We start from the raw sequence: 16,386 nt of genomic DNA, 5'->3' as shown, positions 1-16,386 counted from the left end.
GCAGCGCGGACCGTGGCGCGGCACCGGTGCCGAGCTGCGCAGCGATGCGTGGGCGATGGTGCGCGCCGGCGAGGGCCTGCTGCTGTCGACCACCGCACGGCCCCGCGCCTCCGGCACCGTGATGAATATGGCCGAAGCGATCGCGCTGCTCAAGGGCGCACAACGCACCGCCGAACGCCTGTCGATCGCCGCGCAAACGCAAACCGCCCTGCCCCTGACCGCTAACGAAGTCTTCGAGCCGCTGTTAACGATGGTCGAGCCGGAGCAGGACGGGCATTACGAAGATACCGTCAACGGTCAGGACGCCAAGCAGCCCGACGGAAAGCCAGTCGAGCGCTTCGCCGAGCCGCTGCTGGTGGCGGAGGCGCCAACGTCTATCGCGGTGTCGAGCCAAGAGACCACCGCGGTCTATTCGGGGCGGCACCTGCACGGCACCCTGCAGTCGGATTGGCAGATGACCGCCGGCAAGACCATCGCGATGGCCGCCGCGCAAGGCGTGTCGCTATTCGTGCAGCGCAATGGCTTGAAAGCCGTTGCCGCTAACGGACCGTTGTCGGTGCAGGCGCATGGTGGCGCGATGTCGATTTTGGCGGACAAGGAAGTGGTGGTGACTTCGTCGAATGAGGCGGTCGAACTGTTGGCACAGCAGAAAGTCGTGCTGCATGGCGCTGAGTCTCGTATCGTGCTTGATGGCGGCACGATTACGTTCGAAACGCCGGGGATATTTGAGGTCAAGGGAGCGGGTCACCCATTTTCTGCGGGCGCTTCCAACGCGGCGGAGATACCCGCACTGCCGTTTGGCGCAGTGACATCGACAAACGCCCTGGAGCTGTATTACCGCTACGACGATATGAAGCCGGTTGTGGGCGCCCCTTACCGGATAGCCTTCGCTGACGGCACGACACTGAGCGGCAATCTAGATGAGCAAGGATACGCGCGCATCGATAATCCGCCGGCATCCGGCACGGTGTTTTTTGGCTACGACTCCCGAGAGCCGTTTAGCGTCGATGATCGCGCCCCCAATACCTTGAAGGGCTTCGCCCCGGCATCCCCGGAGGATGCCAAGGCTGCACTGGATCGCTACATCGCCCAAGAAAAGGAATATCTGGAGGATAACTACTTCCCTGACGAGATTGCGGCGATGGACGAAGGCTTGGACGAATTCGAAGACATGATTAACGACTACGAATACGAGGGCGAAGTGGAAACTCCGGTAATGGACGAAGACAGCAGTGATGACCACAAGGAAATCATGCTCGGGGAAGCCAGCGCTGAAGAAGGTGCCGCATGAGCAGCGCCATTCAGCGGGCCCAGCAAGATACCCTCGGTGAGATTCTGACCTGGGTGGGCGAAGTCGTCGAAGGTCGCGGCGATTCCATTGCACAAATGATCGTCACCACAGTGCTCGGTTGCATCCCGTTTGTTGGACAAGCCGTCGATGCGTACAACATCCTGCGATGCATTTGGCTCCTCACCCGCAATGCACGCAGCACGGATAACTGGATCGAACTGGTACTCAACCTTATCGCGCTTGTCCCCGGAATTGGCGACGCCTTGAAGAATGTATTCAAGGCTCTTCGTAACGGCAAAGCAATCGGGCGTATCCTCGACTCGCTGCCCCGGTCAGTACGAGGCAATATCGAGAACTGGTTTCGCAATCTGAACTGGGCTTCCTACACCCGGGAATTGACACGGAATGTCGACGACATTCTCAGCGGACTCATCAATGTCCTTGACCGCCACGTAGTTGAATGGGTGATGGGACGCGACGGCGTCCGCCGGTTGGTCGCCCAGCTCAATTCTTTGAAGCGAATGGCGGCGCAGAAAATCAATGAGGCAATGGACACGCTGCGTCGGGCACACCAGCAGGCGATGATGCAGCCGCTTCCGAGCACCACGGCTCACGTTCCAGCCGCTCCGCGTGCGCCCCGCAATCCCACGCCACAATCTCGCGCTCCAGCTACGGTAAAGACGACAACGTCTGGCACGGCTGCACCGCGAACTGGCCAGGCGACGGCAACGCAGCGGCAAAGCCAGCGAGCAAAGCAGTCGCGTTCATACACTGGCGTGTCAGGCGAACATATTACCGATTACTACTACGTGAAGCGGCAGAAGTCTCGCGCCAAAGTCAGTAACCGGGGCGTATTGTATGAAATGACTCAGCCAGGACATCGTGGCATTGACCACGTTTGGCATTCAACGCGTCTTCCGTCGGCATATCGCATCAGCGACACCAAGGGCACGACAGCGGGTTTTCATGGGAAGCTCGAAACCGCTGAGGCAGTGTGGGCAGGCCTAAGGTATGGCATCGATGCCTATCTGGGTGAAGAGGAGGCGCCCCGCGCACGAAATGCGTTAGGCCGAACAGTGCGAGACGGACGGCAACTAAGCCATCGCTGGGTCGCAAAGAAGATTAACAGTGCCGCTCTCACGCCTTCCGCACAACACGAATTGATTCCGGCTATTGAGGCTTGGGAGGAAGCGGAGTTTAAGCTAGGCGCAAAGATCGACATGAGTAGTGGCGGGCCGCGTCGAAGCCTTGTACGTTGTCCGTACGATAGGAGCTTGATTACGGTGGTTGGGCCAAACCATAATCGGCACAAGACATCCAATGGATCAATTTCGCCGCGATGCTGCAAACCGTTGACATCCCACCAGATTGCGACGGAGTTCGTGATACCCACCACCATGCTTGCTGAATAGGGCGACAACTATGAAGGAACAAGAGATCAACTGGGAGAAATGGGCGAGTTGGAAGGTTTCTGAAGTGCGATTTCGAGAGAGGCGTGAACCACTCCTCCGCCATCCCACTTATTCAAAGCGCTTTGATGACAAGCTCGGCGGAATTGCTTCTGTAACGATCGACTTGCCAAAGCATGTGACCAAGGCAAAGCCTAGTGGTCTCATGACGTCAACTCGTCGACGCTTGTGGAACGCATTGGACTGGACGAGCCTACAGTATTCTGCAGGGGGTCAGATCGATGAAATTTCGCAGATCTGGCCCCATTCGATGAATTGGGCAGAACAGTATGCGAGCTTCCATGAGGCTTATCACGCCTCTCCGGAAGCTGAAGACCAGATCACGCCGCATGCCACACTTCGCGACGAGGAATACTGGATAGTCGCCCTTCGCATGGTTTGCTTCGGCATTCTCAGCGGATTCGGCCGCGACATGCCGCGCGTCATGGCCTTCCTCGACTATGGCAATGAGGACATGGGCGTACGCGATGGACTGATTGAACGATTGGTCGCCCCCTTCGTTGCAGACCGTGGCGCTCCGCCAAGCGAAGCGACTCGTCATCTTCCATACCGCAAACTATTCAAGGTCTTCGATGCTACCCCCGGCGAACGACCTGCTTTGATGGCGACATATCTGAACGAGTGGTATCACGCAAGCCGCAGAGAACCTTATGTCGATCAGCATGGTGAAGCAGACGTATCGTTCTACGGCTATTGGTCCTGGGAGGCCGCTGCAACGACAGTCGTGCTTGATATCGATGATTCCGGCTATCGTGATATGTCGTTCTACCCTAGAGACTGGGTGGACTACGCACGAAGTAAAAACGCTGGACCACCTTCCGATATTGCACGGGAATCCTTTGCCGCTGGAGACACGGTTCCGAGGACGGGATGGTGGTTCACGCCAGCATTGTCGAGGTCGCGCCGTCACTTTCAACAAGGCGACACGTTTCCCAATATCGAAGGCTCTCAGTACGGCACGACATTCTGGCAGTGGGACATCGATCAATCCGACCCGAAACTGTAAGCATCAGCACGTCGCCACGTATCAGGCCGTAGAGCTTGCTGACGGTCGTCCGTAGCACCATGCACACATTCGTCGCCAGGGACTTTTGCACGCATGGGACTACGGAATTTGTCGACAACCGCTTGTGCTTGCGCAGCAGTGCACGTCGAAGCCAAGACATTACGTATGCACTTTAACGATAAGCGGCGTCAGCAGTTCTTGAGCGAAGAACGTTATCAATCTGCTTGCAAGGACCTCACCGAAGTCATCGAACTGCTTGAGTCTGCACCAGCCGGCTCGGGAAGGAACCAAGCGGAAGGTTGGTTGATTTCCTACCGCATGGCCGCCCAGCACATCTTTGACAAGCTAACGCTACGGTACACCGCCGGCGAGGCGAACGATCCGCTCCGTCAAGAACTGGAGCACGTAGTGGCTGCATACGAGCGCGCCACAAAACAATTACGAAAGTATGAGCGTGATCCTAATGCCATCGGTTTTGATATTGGCTCGTTCGATGGATACTGCCCATGTATTGGGCTAATCAGCCTTTGCTACCTACTCCATCGCCGAGACTTGCTTCCCCGTATCGCAGAGATGCTCGACGGGCCGGATAAGGTGAATGCCGGCATGGACTTTGTCATCGAGGAGTTCCTTGCCTACGCGCCATTAGACCGCTACGAGTGCGATGTTCTGCTCGCCACAAAGCCTTTCGCAACACTGGCCGACGCGATGTCGACGGACGACAATGTCGCGGCACTCAAGGAACTACAAAAGTTCCTGAAGCGATGGTACAAAGATCTAGCTGCTGCGCCATGGCACGACACGCACAAGTCTTCGAGCCAAGCCGGCTACTACGGCTACTGGTCCTTCGAGGCAGGCGCTGCTGTTTTACTCCTTGGCATCGAGGACGACACAAGCTTGCACTCCTTCCCCTACTACCCGAAGGATCTGATTGTTTGGGCAAAGGCAAACATAGGGCTACAAGACAGTGGTGAAACCACAGCCTTGCGATGCGGTGCGGACCAGGGTCGCAGTGCTGGCCGGCGGGCTATCAGATGACCCCCGTCAGGACCCAGCCTGTCGGGATGCTCCCGCGGGCGCTTTTCGGAGCAATGGAACTAAGGTGTTCAATGAGACAGAAATATGAATGCCAATCATCCTGACTGAAAGCGTTGGATTCAATGGAAGGCGTCAGACGACGATTTTGCGAGACGTCGCGAACCATTGATGCGATTTGAAACCTATAAGTTTCAATTTAAGAATCATTTGGACGGGATGGCTTCTGTCACCATTGACCTTCCGAAGCATATCGCGAAGTCGAAGCCTAGCGGGCTAATGACTTCGACCCGACGGCGCCTTTGGGACATCCTGGACTGGATGAGTCTGTTGTACTCTTCAGGGGCGCCTGTTTCGAACATTGCAGAAGCATGGCCACACGCCATTCGTTGGGCGGAAGAATACGGTCAGTTCCACGCGGATTACCATGCCTCTCCCGATGCAGACAACTACGTCACACCACACGCAACGCTACGGGACGAGGAATACTGGATAGTCGCCCTTCGCATGGTTTGCTTCGGCATTCTCAGCGGATTCGGCCGCGACATGCCGCGCGTCATGGCCTTCCTCGACTATGGCAATGAGGACATGGGCGTACGCGATGGACTGATTGAACGATTGGTCGCACCCTTCGTTGCAAACCGTGGCCCTCCGCCAAACGAAGCGACTCGTCATCTTCCATACCGCAAACTATTCAAGGTCTTCGATGCTAGCCCCGGCGAGCGACCTACTTTGATGGCGACATATCTGAACGAGTGGTATCACGCCAGCCGCAGAGAACCTTATGTCGATCAGCATGGCGAGGCAGACGTATCGTTCTATGGCTATTGGTCCTGGGAGGCCGCTGCGACCACAGTCGTGCTCGATATCGATGATTCCAGCTATCGTGATATGGCGTTCTACCCTGGAGACTGGGTGGACTATGCACGCAGTGAGAGCGCTGGACCACCTTCCGATACCGTGCACGAACCGTTTGCCGCCAGGGAAACCGTACCGAGGGCTGGATGATGGCTCACGCCAGCATTGTCGCGATCGCGCCGCCATGCCAACAGGGCGAGACGTTTCCCGATGTCGAGGATTCCCAGACGGCGCGACATTCTGGCAGTGGGATGTCGATCAACCCGACCCGGAACGGTGGGCATCAGCCCGTCAGCACGTATCACACCGTAGAGCTTGCTGAACACTATCTGTAGCACCATGCCGTCTGCGGCGGAAGAAGGTGATGGCGATATGACCACAACAACCGAACTCTTTACCAGCGAAGAGCTTGAGGAGTTCATCGCCCTGCTGGAAGAGTGGCCCAACTCTCGTATGGCGATGACGCCTCGATGCTCAGCGTTAGTCCGTTTCTGACGTTCTACTTTTCATACGACCCCGAACGCCACCTTGACGCATCGCTGACCATGATAGACACGCTGGAGGCCTTTGAGGCGCTATCCGGCAGCCCGTTCACAATCGCAACTCACCCGGAGTCAGAACGTCCGCATCCTTACGGTTCCAAGAGACTTGGCAATCTTCGCGACTGGGCAAAGAAGAAGAGAGCCGATGATGACTTCCTCTTCAAACTGACCGATGAACCCAATCACCGAAGCTCGCCCGCAACAGCGGCCTATTGCTGCCGGGCGGCCTGGTGGCCAGGCCTACGGAAGGGTTACTCTTACATACAGTTCTACTATCGCTGGCAGTGGTGGCTGGACAATCGCGAAGCATGGCAACGCTTTGTGTTGAAAACAATCGACGCACTCAACGCAGATCAGGTCTATAGCGGCTTCACCGTAGCCAATCCTCTGGAATTAGGCAGTCGGTCTGAAGCCAATGTCTGGGAGCGCGCGCTTGCCGAACACTTTCTCGGACTCGACATCGACTACCCCTTTGCCATGAAACATCTTGCCGATGGGCTGCCATTCGGCATCCGCCCTCCCACCTGGGGATTTTTTCTATCGGACAACTGGCGCACACGACTTGCTTGCACAAGAGACGAGCTTCGAGACCGCCTGCGGCACGCCGACATCCATATGATCGACTGCGACAGCGGCACTTGGATCGAACTTGGCTCGAAACCGGATCTGTACCCCGTGAGGAGCGGCGTACCTGAACTGCCATCTATCCTGAACCGCGTGCTGAAGCCGATTCGCCACCAGAGGCTCAACCTTACCGGATTCGGTCAGTGGAATGGAGACCCTAACGAGCGATTTAATGTGACCGACACACGAAGATGGTTGAGCCGGTTCGATGAAACCGGTGACTGGCCCTGCGCCGATGCTCGACAGCGGCTCCCGCGGACATTCGACGGTCGCCCACCTTCAACCCCTTGAGAAACGCCATGTCCAACGGACGACGGCCGCTTTCCAGGAAGGTAGGAACCATATGAAGTTTGTCGAACAACGCCGGCAACCGTTCTTGAGTGAAAGCAACTACCGCATGGAGCTTGAAGGCCTCCTTGCATCCATAGATTTGTTTTCAAAACAACCATCTGGCGTTGGCAGGAATCTACAGGAAAGGTGGTTGGCGTCTGCTGAGATCATCGCGTCGAAATACTTCGATCTATGCCTGCTGAAATATACAGCTGGAGATGACATTTCAGCACTGCGCTCGAACCTTGACCAAATCGTCTCGGCGTACGAGGACTTGGCTCAACAGAATCGGAACTTTCACGCGGAACCCGACCGTCCGGTATTCTCATTCGCGTCCCTGGACGACTATTGCCGGCTCCTGCAGCTTATTGGCCTGTGCTACTTATTACATCGGCGCGATCTATTGCCCCGCATTGCCAAGCTTTGCGACGCATTGAAGGGCGAGGATGCCATCTATGAGGACCTGCTGGCCTTTTCCCTCAGTGACCGCGTCGACGTTGATCAATGGTTTTGGGACAAGCCCTACGGCGACTTGATCAAAGCATTTTACAAAGACATCGAAGCAGAGCGCATTGCATGCTTGCGGACATTCTTGAAGCGTTGGTACAAAGACCTTTCCAGCACCGGATGGCACGATGCTCACAAGCCCGATAGCGAAGGAAGAACTGGGGGCTACTTCGGCTACTGGTCCTTCGAAGCAGGCGCGGCCGTTTTGCTGCTTGGCATCGAGGACGACACAAGCCTGCACCCCTTCCTCTACTACCCGAAGGATATCGTTGCTTGGGCCAAAGCGAATATGGAACTTGGAAATGACCTGGATGCCTCAGCAACCGGCATACGGTCTGGTGCCGACCAATCGTGCTGATCGGCCACGATAGCATCTCGCCATAGGCCGGCTGAGATATCTCACGACCCGTGGCAGAGCTGCGACCAGAGGATCATTGCATCGGGATGGAGACAAACACTCGTACCGCCCCCGGATCGGACGACCAGAGAAGGCGCAGAAAATGAGTACGGCTCATGGAGTTTTTTCCCCGGAACAACTTTCCGACTTTGTCCAGAACCTGCAGGAGTGGCCGGCGACCGCCTGGGGTAGTACTGACTACGAGCTTGGAGTTTCCCCTTTCACAACCTTCTACTTTTCGTACGAGTCGACACGGTCAACCGAGACCGCACAATTGCTCGTTGATATCCACGAAGAGTTCGAGGCATTGACAGGGGTGAAATACGAAACGTGCACACACCCCGGCACGAGCCGCCCACACCCATACGGATCAAAGCGTCTACCCGACCTGCGCCAGTTCGCCAAAGAGGTCAAAGCCGACAAGCATTTTTCCTTTGATGTTTCAGACAGCAAGAATACCGCGTCCTCCCCTGTCGTCGGCGGCTACTTCTGGCGCAATCCGGCGTATATGAACGACTCCGATGACACCGACCACAGATGCTACTCACACATTCAGCTGTACCACGCCTGGCAGTGGTGGCTGGACAACAGTGCAGCATGGCGCCGTTTCTTGTTTTCGGCGATCGACCGATTGAAACCTCAGCAGGTCTATAGTGGGTTCGCGATGGCCAATCCCCCTGCTTTAGGAACGCGATCCGAAGTTTCGGTGTGGGATAGAAGCTTGGCGATGCACTTCTATGGCCTGGACACCGACTACCCCTTCAGCATGGGGTTCGGGCTTACCAAGGGCATACGTACACCAACGTGGGGATTCTTTCTCTCGGATAGTTGGCGCAAGAAACTTCACTGTTCCCGAGAGCAGGTGCGCTTGCAGCTACGGCATCCCAGGATCACCATCACGGAATTTGAAAATGGACAATGGATAGAGCTGGGTGACACTCCACAGCTATATCCGGTGAGTGAAGGCATTCCGGAGTTACCCGTGCGTCTGAACGAACTGCTTCGACCCATTCGGAACAACGATCTCGATTTGGTCGGCAGCGGCGAGTGGGATGGCGACCCAAACGTTCGCTTCACCCAATGCGATTCTCGGAGGTGGTTGGGGCGCTTCGATGAGGAAAGCGATTGGCCGAGCGCGGAAGCACACATGTGGCCAGGCGCTCCATCTGACGACAATCAATGACTGAAGCAAAGCTGACACCGTACGACATCCCACGCAACCTTGATCAGGACGCGTGGTATCTCTACCAGATTACGGCAATTTCGCACTACGAATTGTGTGCCCGGCTATGCGAGGAATTTGCGGAGATCTTCAATACCTACCTAACGGGTCATGGACTCCACGGGGCAGCTCGCCTCGATTACTGGGTCTCGCGCTACCTAACGCATGCTGAAAACATTAGACGTGGCATAGGATTTATCAAGAACGGCGGTGACTACATACCGATGGTTGACATCCTCAATGCTCCCGCAACCGATTATCGCGGCCTCGTGGAACAGCCGCTAGGGTGGATGAGCGATGAACAGCGCAAGCAGTGGGACCATGTGTTTGGACGACTTAGCTACGCATGTGGCATCGGTAGCACCGCCTTACGGAACAACCTTACTAAAGGGATCCATTGGTTAAATCGCCGGTCCATTGGTAAAGATCAAGTCTACCTTGACCGGGATGATAGCAATGCGGGAGACGCGGCCACTGCGATTCAGTCTGCTGAGAAATACGGAGTCATGTCGGCACCCGCTTCCTTTCCAACGCATCGTGTCGACGTTGGTCAGTGGGTAACGCCAGGTGAGCGCTGCCCCCGTACAGGCGTATGGGTACCTAAACAATGGTTGGACGGCGCCACCGATTTTAGTCTTGCGTTCGGTGTTGAAGGCCGCCCCATGCAACCAGCATATCGAATAAAGGGGCTCGAGCCTAATAACCCTTTCATTGGATACGATGAAGAGATGACCGCGGAGTATGAAGCCATAGCAACCGGTTCGCCGGTTACGGAGGCAGTAGACACCACTTGGTATTTTGTTTGGGATCCCATGCACAAGACGGATCCGGTTGACAATCTGCGTTTGCGCCGGGAAGCCGGGCGGTAAAATTGAGACTCCTTGCCGTTTCCCCCCTTACATTTGCCTTGACTCTTTGCCCGGGAGGGATACTTTCCGCCCAAGCCTCTGCAGGCTCCGCAGTGTCGCAAGGACCCACACGGGAAAGCGCTGAATCAAGCCTCACGCTGTTCTACAAGCCTGGACGGACGAAAACGCAGATCGACGTCTCCGTCAACGAATCGGTCATCACGCGGATCCAACCAGGCGAGACCATCAAGCTGCTTCCCTCCTCCGGTCCTCTCACCGTCCACCTGGCCGCGTTACCACTGCGCGGCGAGGGCTCGGCCCCCACGCTCGCATGGCGAACAGAAATCGAAGAAGGCAAGAGCAAGCATGTGGTCGTACAGGTGAGCAACACAGGCATCAGCCTGCTTGAACGACGACGTTATGTGCGAGCACGTCCGTTCGCCAAGACCTTTGCTCTCGATGGGGAGGACAACAGTTGGGTCGACGTATCGCCGCCCCCACCCAATTCACTGCGTCGAAACGATGAGGCGCCCCGACACAAGATTCAGTGGTCGTCGCCAAGATCATGGCCTGTGCGTGTCCTCTTCATCCCCGGCCATGCACTCTACGAGTTCGACAAGAAGGGAAACGTCACACGCATGGACGGGCGGCAACCGTCTACGCCCCTGTCGATAAAGCAGGAGCAACGCGGCAACAAACCTGCCTGGTCGAATGGCAATGTCTTCCATTTGGTCAGCGGCAACGCCGTCTTCGACGACAAGGTCGAGAGCGCACGAACATTCGTCCTGACAAAAGGGGGACGGGTCTGTCCAGCCATGGCTATCGCGGAAGCGTATAGGCTTCTACACGAGCTCCCGTCTCCCATTTTCAGCGGAGCATGCGAACAGGCCGTCCAATGGCGGCAATCGGGCACGCCCCTGTGGGCATATCAGTTAGACGCGAACCGCGGCGGGCCGCCCCAATTGCAATGGAGCGTCCAGTATTTTCGCGATCCCGTGCGACCGCTCGCGGATTCCGCGGGAAAGTGTGTATATGGATGTTCGGAGAAAAATGAAACGGCCGGCCGTCCTGCGGCAAACCAGAAACGATGATTGGATAGTTTTGGACTTTCCAAGAGGACGACCACTGTACCGCGTTCGTCGCTGAGCCAGACGACGAGCCTCACCGCTGAAGCTGACAAGCCTTACGCGCCTTCGACATGGATTTTCAAGCCAAGCGACGTCAACGCTTCTTGAATGAAGCGAGCTATCAAACTGCCTGCCTTGAGTTGGCTGGGGGCATCCAACTGCTGGAATCCGCCCCTGCCGGCTCAGGTCGCTCCAAGGCTGAGGGTTGGTTGATCTCATACCGTGTCGTCGCGGAAGACCTTCTCAATTTGCTCACGCTTCGCTACACCGCGGGTGAGCCGATCGAAACGCTTCGTACGGAACTGGAAGACGTCGTCGCGGCACACGAACGGGCCACTCGGCAGCTACGCGAATACGAGGGTGACCCCAATGCAGTCGGGCTCGATATCGGCTCATTCGACGGCTATTGTCCCTGCGTAGGATTGATCGGCCTTTGCTATCTTCTACATCGCCGCGATCTGCTTCCTCGCATCGCGGAAATGCTTGACGGGCCGGACAAGACCAATGTCGGCATGGATTTTTTGATTGAAGAATTTCTCGCCTACGCACCATTGGACCGTTATGAGTGCGACATACTTCTAGCGACGAAGCCCTTTGCCTCTCTGGCCGATGCGATGTCAAGGGAAGATAATGACGCAGCGCTAAGCGAGTTGCAGAAATTTCTGAAGCGCTGGTACAAGGATCTAGCCGCAGCACCGTGGCATGACGCCCATAAGTCGCCAACCCAAGCCGGCTACTATGGCTATTGGTCCTTCGAGGCAGGGGCGGCGGTTTTGCTGCTCGGCATCGAGGACGACACAAGCCTGCACTCGTTCCTCTACTACCCGAAGGATTTGGTGGCCTGGGCGAAGGGGCATGTGGCCACAAGCGGTTAGGCAACATATCGCGTTGACAGCGTCACCGTTAGAACAAGAGTGGAGCTCGTATGAGTACAACGCAATTGCCCTTCACAGAGGATGAGCTTTCTGACTTTACGAGTGCGCTGACGGAGTGGCCCTCCACCGCGTTCGACAATGGCTACTCCGAGGTTGCCGTTTCCCCCTTTACAACCTTCTACTTCCTTTATGAGCCTCACAGTTGGCGCGATACATCATTGTTGATGGTAGATACGCACGAGGAGTTCGAGCGCCTGACTGGCCATCCCTACAGGATTGCGACGCATCCGGTAACAGAACGACCACATCGATACGGCTCCAAGCGCGTCCCTGATCTTCGATCTCTCATCACGAAGATGAAGGGGAGCGAAGCTTTTCTGTTTAGCTTCACAGACGAAGAAAACACGAACTCGTCTCCCGCCATAGCAGGCTGCTTCTACAGGAAGCGGGATTACCTGAACAAGCGGGATCGGGATGATGATCGTCCCCCGGCCTACTCCTACGTGCAGTTTTATTATCGGTGGCAATGGTGGCTAGACCATCAGGAAGACTGGCGTCGGTTCCTCCTCAGCACCATAGAAAAGCTCCGCCCCGAACAGGTTTACAGCGGGTTTTCCATCGCGAATCCGCTGGCGTTTGAGGCCCGATCTGAGATTTCAGTATGGGAGCGCAGCTTGACGGAACGCTTCTATGGCTTGGACATCGACTACCCATTTGGCATGTCGATGGGGATGGACGAGTCTTTGCCGGCCGGCCTAAAGCCTCCAACCTGGGGCTTCTTCCTTGCGGACCACTGGCGAGCGAAGCTTGATGTAAGCCGCGAGCATGTGGTTGCGGTGGCGAAGGCAGCAGGAATCCGAGTTTACGACTGCAAGACTGGATTGTGGTTGGAGCTTGGCGATGAGCCACGCTTGTATCCCGTTGCGGACGGCGTTCCTCCAATGCATGTCGCGCTCAATGCCCTACTGCGACCGCTTCGCAACGATGCCCTTGATCTTGTCGGTACAGGGCAATGGGACGGCGATCCGAACGTCCGCTTCAACCGGCGCGACGCCAAACGATGGCTAGGCCGCTTTGATAAGGAAAGCGATTGGCCAAACGCCGCCGCCCGCATACGAAAAAACGCGGTCTCGCGAAGCGAACCAACCTGAGCTTCGATATGAGGATGAACCGACGAAGACCGATAGAACGCGTCGAATCACGAATCACGAGAGTGTAACGAGAAAAGTTCGGCAAATGAGCACAAAAGGCGCAAAGCCCTATGACCAACGACGCAACCTCGATCAGGATGCGTGGTTCCTATACCAGACCACCTCCCTTGCCTATTACGATCTGTGCGTCCGTCTGTGTGAAAACTTCGCCGAACTCTTCAACACTCTCATCACCGGCCGGGGATTGCACGGCGCTGCGCGCCTCGACTACTGGGTCTCACGCTACCTGGAACACGCCGAGAACATTCGGCGCTGCATCCGATTCATCAAAACTGGGAGCGACTACATCCCGATGATCGATGCTCTCAGGGCCCCTGCAAGCGACTATCGCGGCCTCGTAGAGCAACCCCTCGGCTGGATGGGCGATGAGCAGCGTCAGCGTTGGGACCGTGCGTTTGAACGGCTGAGCTATGCGTGCGGAACCGGTAGCGTAACGCTGCGCAACAATGAAACGAAGGGGACAGATTGGCTGAACCGTGCGTCAATTGGCAGGGAACGGGTATATTTGGATCGCGACGATAGCCACGTGGGCGATCGCGCTGACGCCGTCCGTTATGCGGAGGAATACGCAGTCTTGACGAGGCCCGCGGCATATCCAAAGTGTTCCGTTGATATGACCTGGCGCGCAAAGCCCGGCTCGCTCTGCCCGCGCACCGGCGTATGGGTACCGGAACAATGGTTGGATGGGGAAAACGACTTTAGCGTCGCGTTCTGCGTCTATGGACGTCCTATGCAACCGGCATATCAGGTGTACTGGGGTGAGCCCATCGACATCTGGGCGGAGTTCCCCATGCCGGAAGACAGTGATGTGGAGGACCGGTCCATTATCTTCCTCGAAACAAGAGCTGTCGATACGAACTGGTATTTCGTTTCGCAGTAGGCCACTAAGCTCCGACGCTGTGGCCAAGTTTTCTGCTACACGGATACCTTTCTGCCGGGCCCAACCGGCGCTCGTGACACAGAATCGGAAGCAAGGGCCGACGGCAATAGAGTGGAAACAACATGAGCCTCTCTTTCTCTGAACGACGACGGCAGGACTTCCTCAGCGAGCAGCACTGGCTGCAGGAGGTGATCGACATACCCGAAGTTCTCTCGATGCATGCAAGCGGGCCTTCGGGCGCAGCGGACTCCGAGGCAGAGGGATGGACTCTTTCACTTCAGTGCATTGCGCGTATCCGCTATGAGTACCTGTCACTGAAGTACACGGCAGGCGAACCGATCCATTCGCTACGCGCCGACTTGGATGCCGTCGTCACTGCGCATGAGGCGGCCACTGAGCAACTACGCAAATATGAGCGAAATCCAAACGCCATAGGGTTGGATATCGGATCGTTCGATGGCTATTGCCCATGCGTTGCGTTGATCGGTCTGTGTTATCTGCTCGACCGGCGAGATGTGCTTCCAAGAATCGCAGCTTTGCTTGACGGCCAAGACAAGGCCAACGCTGGCATGGATTTCCTCATCGAGGAGTTCCTGGCGTACGCTCCCATGGACAGGTACGCATGCGATACCCTTCTGGCGCCGAATCCGTTCGAGCCCTTGGCGGACGCGATGTCGACGGATGATAATGAAGCGGCGCTAAAGGACCTGCACAGGTTTCTTGGACGTTGGTACAGGGATCTTGCCGGCGCTCCGTGGCACAACACCCACAAGTCTAAAGGCCAGGCCGGTTACTTCGGGTACTGGTCATTTGAGGCAGGAGCAGCCGTCCTATTACTGGGCATTGAGGGCGATAGCGCCCTACACTCTTTCCCCTACTATCCGACGGATCTGGTTGCCTGGGCCAAAGCAAACGTAAGGCTACAAGGGGATGAGGACACCTCGACAGCCTTCGCCCGGCGGTGAGAGCCAGTACCGATGGAGCGGTGATCCGGCAGAAGGATCTTGATCAATCCGACCCAAGACTGTAGGTATCGGCGCTTCAACGAACGTCGTATCAAGCCGTAAAGCTTTCTAAGGCGGGTCCGTAGCACCATGCCACCATCCTCAACGCGACACGTTCGCTGCAAGGGACTTTGGTAAGCATGGGATTACGGATCATGACGCCCGCCCCTTTTATTCCGGTTCATCTCATCGTTGCTCTGCTGCGCCAGAGCAGCCGACTGATCGCGTTGGAAACGGCGCTAGCCGGCGTCAGCCTCATCGTCGAACGCTTCTCCGCTATCGAAGCCGTATCCAACTCCTTCGCCATCGAGATCGACTGCCTGTCGCCGTCCGCGCATCTCGATACGGTCGAACTGGCGCGCCAGGAAATCACGCTGCGGCTGATGCTGGCCGACGGCCGCTACCGCGCCTGGCACGGCTTCGTCGTCGATTGCGCGGCGATGGGCGGCGACGGCGGCCTGGCGCGCTACCGACTCACCGTCGCGCCGTGGCTCGAGCGCCTGCGCGGCCGTGTCGACTGCTACGTCTATCAGGACAAGACCGTGCAGGAGATTGTCGAGGAGGTGTTCCGAGACTACCCTGCCGCCAACTCCCAGTTCTCCGTCTCGCAACCGCTGCGCCGCCGCTCGATCTGCGCGCAGTACCGCGAGAGCGATTTCGACTTCGTGCAGCGGCTGCTGGCCGAGGAAGGCCTGTCCTACCGCTTCGAGCACCTGCAGGGCGAAGACGACAAACCGGAAGGCAGCCAGGCTCGCCACGAGCTGGTTGTGTTCGACAACGATGCCGAACGCCCGCCCTGCCCCCAAGCGAGCATCCGCTTCCATCGGGCCGACATGACGGAGGAAACGGACACGATGACGGTCTGGTCCACGCGGCACAGCATCGGACCCAACGCGGTCACCGTCTCGTCGTGGGACTACAAGACGCTAACCGCCGCCTCGGCGCAGGCCAATGCCGCGGCGGTGCCCGGCGAGTGGCCGACGCTCGAAGCGTTCGATGCGCATGGGCCTTATCGCTATCCCGATGCTGCGACCGCAGATCGTGCGGCGCACCTGCGCATGCAGGCCGAGGAAAGCGGCTTTGTTCGCTTCGATGGCGCGGGCACCGTGCGCCAGCTGGGCGCGGGACAGCGCTTTGCCCTGACCGAACATTTCGCAGCT

15 protein-coding genes are annotated in these 16,386 nt (G+C 57.1%); all 15 read left to right on the top strand.

Annotated elements, in window-relative coordinates:
* Positions 1–1,291 (top strand): type VI secretion system Vgr family protein (locus tag B551_RS23930; RefSeq protein WP_023265167.1); only part of this gene is annotated, 1,291 nt, incomplete at its 5' end.
* Complete coding sequence (locus tag B551_RS25900; RefSeq protein ID WP_083492731.1) at positions 1,288–2,703, top strand: hypothetical protein; 1,416 nt, start codon at positions 1,288–1,290, stop codon at positions 2,701–2,703. The genes B551_RS23930 and B551_RS25900, both read left to right, overlap by 4 nt.
* Positions 2,704–2,713: 10 nt before the next feature.
* The gene (locus tag B551_RS25895) at positions 2,714–3,766 is read left to right on the top strand and encodes a PoNe immunity protein domain-containing protein (protein ID WP_083492730.1); all 1,053 of its coding nucleotides are present in this window, start codon (positions 2,714–2,716) and stop codon (positions 3,764–3,766) included.
* A 138-nt stretch (positions 3,767–3,904) separates the two neighbouring features.
* Positions 3,905–4,804 carry a PoNe immunity protein domain-containing protein gene (locus tag B551_RS25890; RefSeq protein ID WP_253281415.1) on the top strand — a complete coding sequence of 300 codons (900 nt, stop codon included), beginning with the start codon at positions 3,905–3,907 and terminating at the stop codon, positions 4,802–4,804.
* Positions 4,805–4,972: 168 nt separating this feature from the next.
* Positions 4,973–5,809, top strand: a complete 837-nt coding sequence (locus tag B551_RS26800; RefSeq protein WP_172682496.1) for a PoNe immunity protein domain-containing protein — start codon at positions 4,973–4,975, stop codon at positions 5,807–5,809.
* Between the two features lie 287 nt (positions 5,810–6,096).
* On the top strand, positions 6,097–7,116 hold the full coding sequence (locus B551_RS25880; protein ID WP_083492729.1) for a type VI immunity family protein: 1,020 nt from the start codon (positions 6,097–6,099) through the stop codon (positions 7,114–7,116).
* A gap of 52 nt (positions 7,117–7,168) precedes the next feature.
* Entirely contained in the window at positions 7,169–8,020 is an 852-nt protein-coding gene (locus tag B551_RS23905; protein ID WP_023265164.1) for a PoNe immunity protein domain-containing protein, read from the top strand.
* Between the two features lie 142 nt (positions 8,021–8,162).
* Positions 8,163–9,242 (top strand): type VI immunity family protein, encoded by a 1,080-nt coding sequence (locus B551_RS26935; RefSeq protein ID WP_216599713.1) that lies wholly within the window; start codon positions 8,163–8,165, stop codon positions 9,240–9,242.
* Positions 9,239–10,150, top strand: a complete 912-nt coding sequence (locus B551_RS25870) for a hypothetical protein (protein WP_006575643.1) — start codon at positions 9,239–9,241, stop codon at positions 10,148–10,150. The genes B551_RS26935 and B551_RS25870 overlap by 4 nt, the downstream gene beginning before the upstream one ends.
* A 92-nt stretch (positions 10,151–10,242) precedes the next feature.
* On the top strand, positions 10,243–11,220 hold the full coding sequence (locus tag B551_RS26350; protein ID WP_157072099.1) for a hypothetical protein: 978 nt from the start codon (positions 10,243–10,245) through the stop codon (positions 11,218–11,220).
* Between the two features lie 107 nt (positions 11,221–11,327).
* Positions 11,328–12,131, top strand: coding sequence for a PoNe immunity protein domain-containing protein (locus B551_RS23900; protein ID WP_023265163.1), 804 nt, complete (start codon positions 11,328–11,330; stop codon positions 12,129–12,131).
* A gap of 50 nt (positions 12,132–12,181) precedes the next feature.
* Complete coding sequence (locus B551_RS25865) at positions 12,182–13,282, top strand: type VI immunity family protein (RefSeq protein ID WP_052511474.1); 1,101 nt, start codon at positions 12,182–12,184, stop codon at positions 13,280–13,282.
* An 85-nt stretch (positions 13,283–13,367) separates the two neighbouring features.
* On the top strand, positions 13,368–14,222 hold the full coding sequence (locus B551_RS23890; protein WP_006575640.1) for a hypothetical protein: 855 nt from the start codon (positions 13,368–13,370) through the stop codon (positions 14,220–14,222).
* Between the two features lie 122 nt (positions 14,223–14,344).
* Positions 14,345–15,187, top strand: a complete 843-nt coding sequence (locus B551_RS23885) for a PoNe immunity protein domain-containing protein (RefSeq protein WP_006575639.1) — start codon at positions 14,345–14,347, stop codon at positions 15,185–15,187.
* Between the two features lie 179 nt (positions 15,188–15,366).
* Positions 15,367–16,386: type VI secretion system Vgr family protein (locus B551_RS23880; RefSeq protein ID WP_043442581.1), on the top strand; the 1,020-nt coding region annotated here is incomplete at its 3' end.

The sequence above is a fragment of the Cupriavidus sp. HPC(L) genome, assembly GCF_000307735.3.
Taxonomy (GTDB): Bacteria; Pseudomonadota; Gammaproteobacteria; order Burkholderiales; family Burkholderiaceae; genus Cupriavidus.
Note: the sequence above shows the minus strand (reverse complement) of the source record. Positions and strands in the feature narration are given on the sequence as shown.

What these genes read in the sequence shown, in the direction of transcription:
- B551_RS25900 (WP_083492731.1), top strand. Translation starts at nt 1,288, where the DNA reads ATGAGCAGCGCCATTCAGCGGGCCCAGCAAGATACCCTCGGTGAGATT.
- B551_RS25895 (WP_083492730.1), top strand. Translation starts at nt 2,714, where the DNA reads ATGAAGGAACAAGAGATCAACTGGGAGAAATGGGCGAGTTGGAAGGTT.
- B551_RS26800 (WP_172682496.1), top strand. Translation starts at nt 4,973, where the DNA reads ATGCGATTTGAAACCTATAAGTTTCAATTTAAGAATCATTTGGACGGG.
- B551_RS23905 (WP_023265164.1), top strand. Translation starts at nt 7,169, where the DNA reads ATGAAGTTTGTCGAACAACGCCGGCAACCGTTCTTGAGTGAAAGCAAC.
- B551_RS26935 (WP_216599713.1), top strand. Translation starts at nt 8,163, where the DNA reads ATGAGTACGGCTCATGGAGTTTTTTCCCCGGAACAACTTTCCGACTTT.
- B551_RS25870 (WP_006575643.1), top strand. Translation starts at nt 9,239, where the DNA reads ATGACTGAAGCAAAGCTGACACCGTACGACATCCCACGCAACCTTGAT.
- B551_RS23900 (WP_023265163.1), top strand. Translation starts at nt 11,328, where the DNA reads ATGGATTTTCAAGCCAAGCGACGTCAACGCTTCTTGAATGAAGCGAGC.
- B551_RS25865 (WP_052511474.1), top strand. Translation starts at nt 12,182, where the DNA reads ATGAGTACAACGCAATTGCCCTTCACAGAGGATGAGCTTTCTGACTTT.
- B551_RS23890 (WP_006575640.1), top strand. Translation starts at nt 13,368, where the DNA reads ATGAGCACAAAAGGCGCAAAGCCCTATGACCAACGACGCAACCTCGAT.
- B551_RS23885 (WP_006575639.1), top strand. Translation starts at nt 14,345, where the DNA reads ATGAGCCTCTCTTTCTCTGAACGACGACGGCAGGACTTCCTCAGCGAG.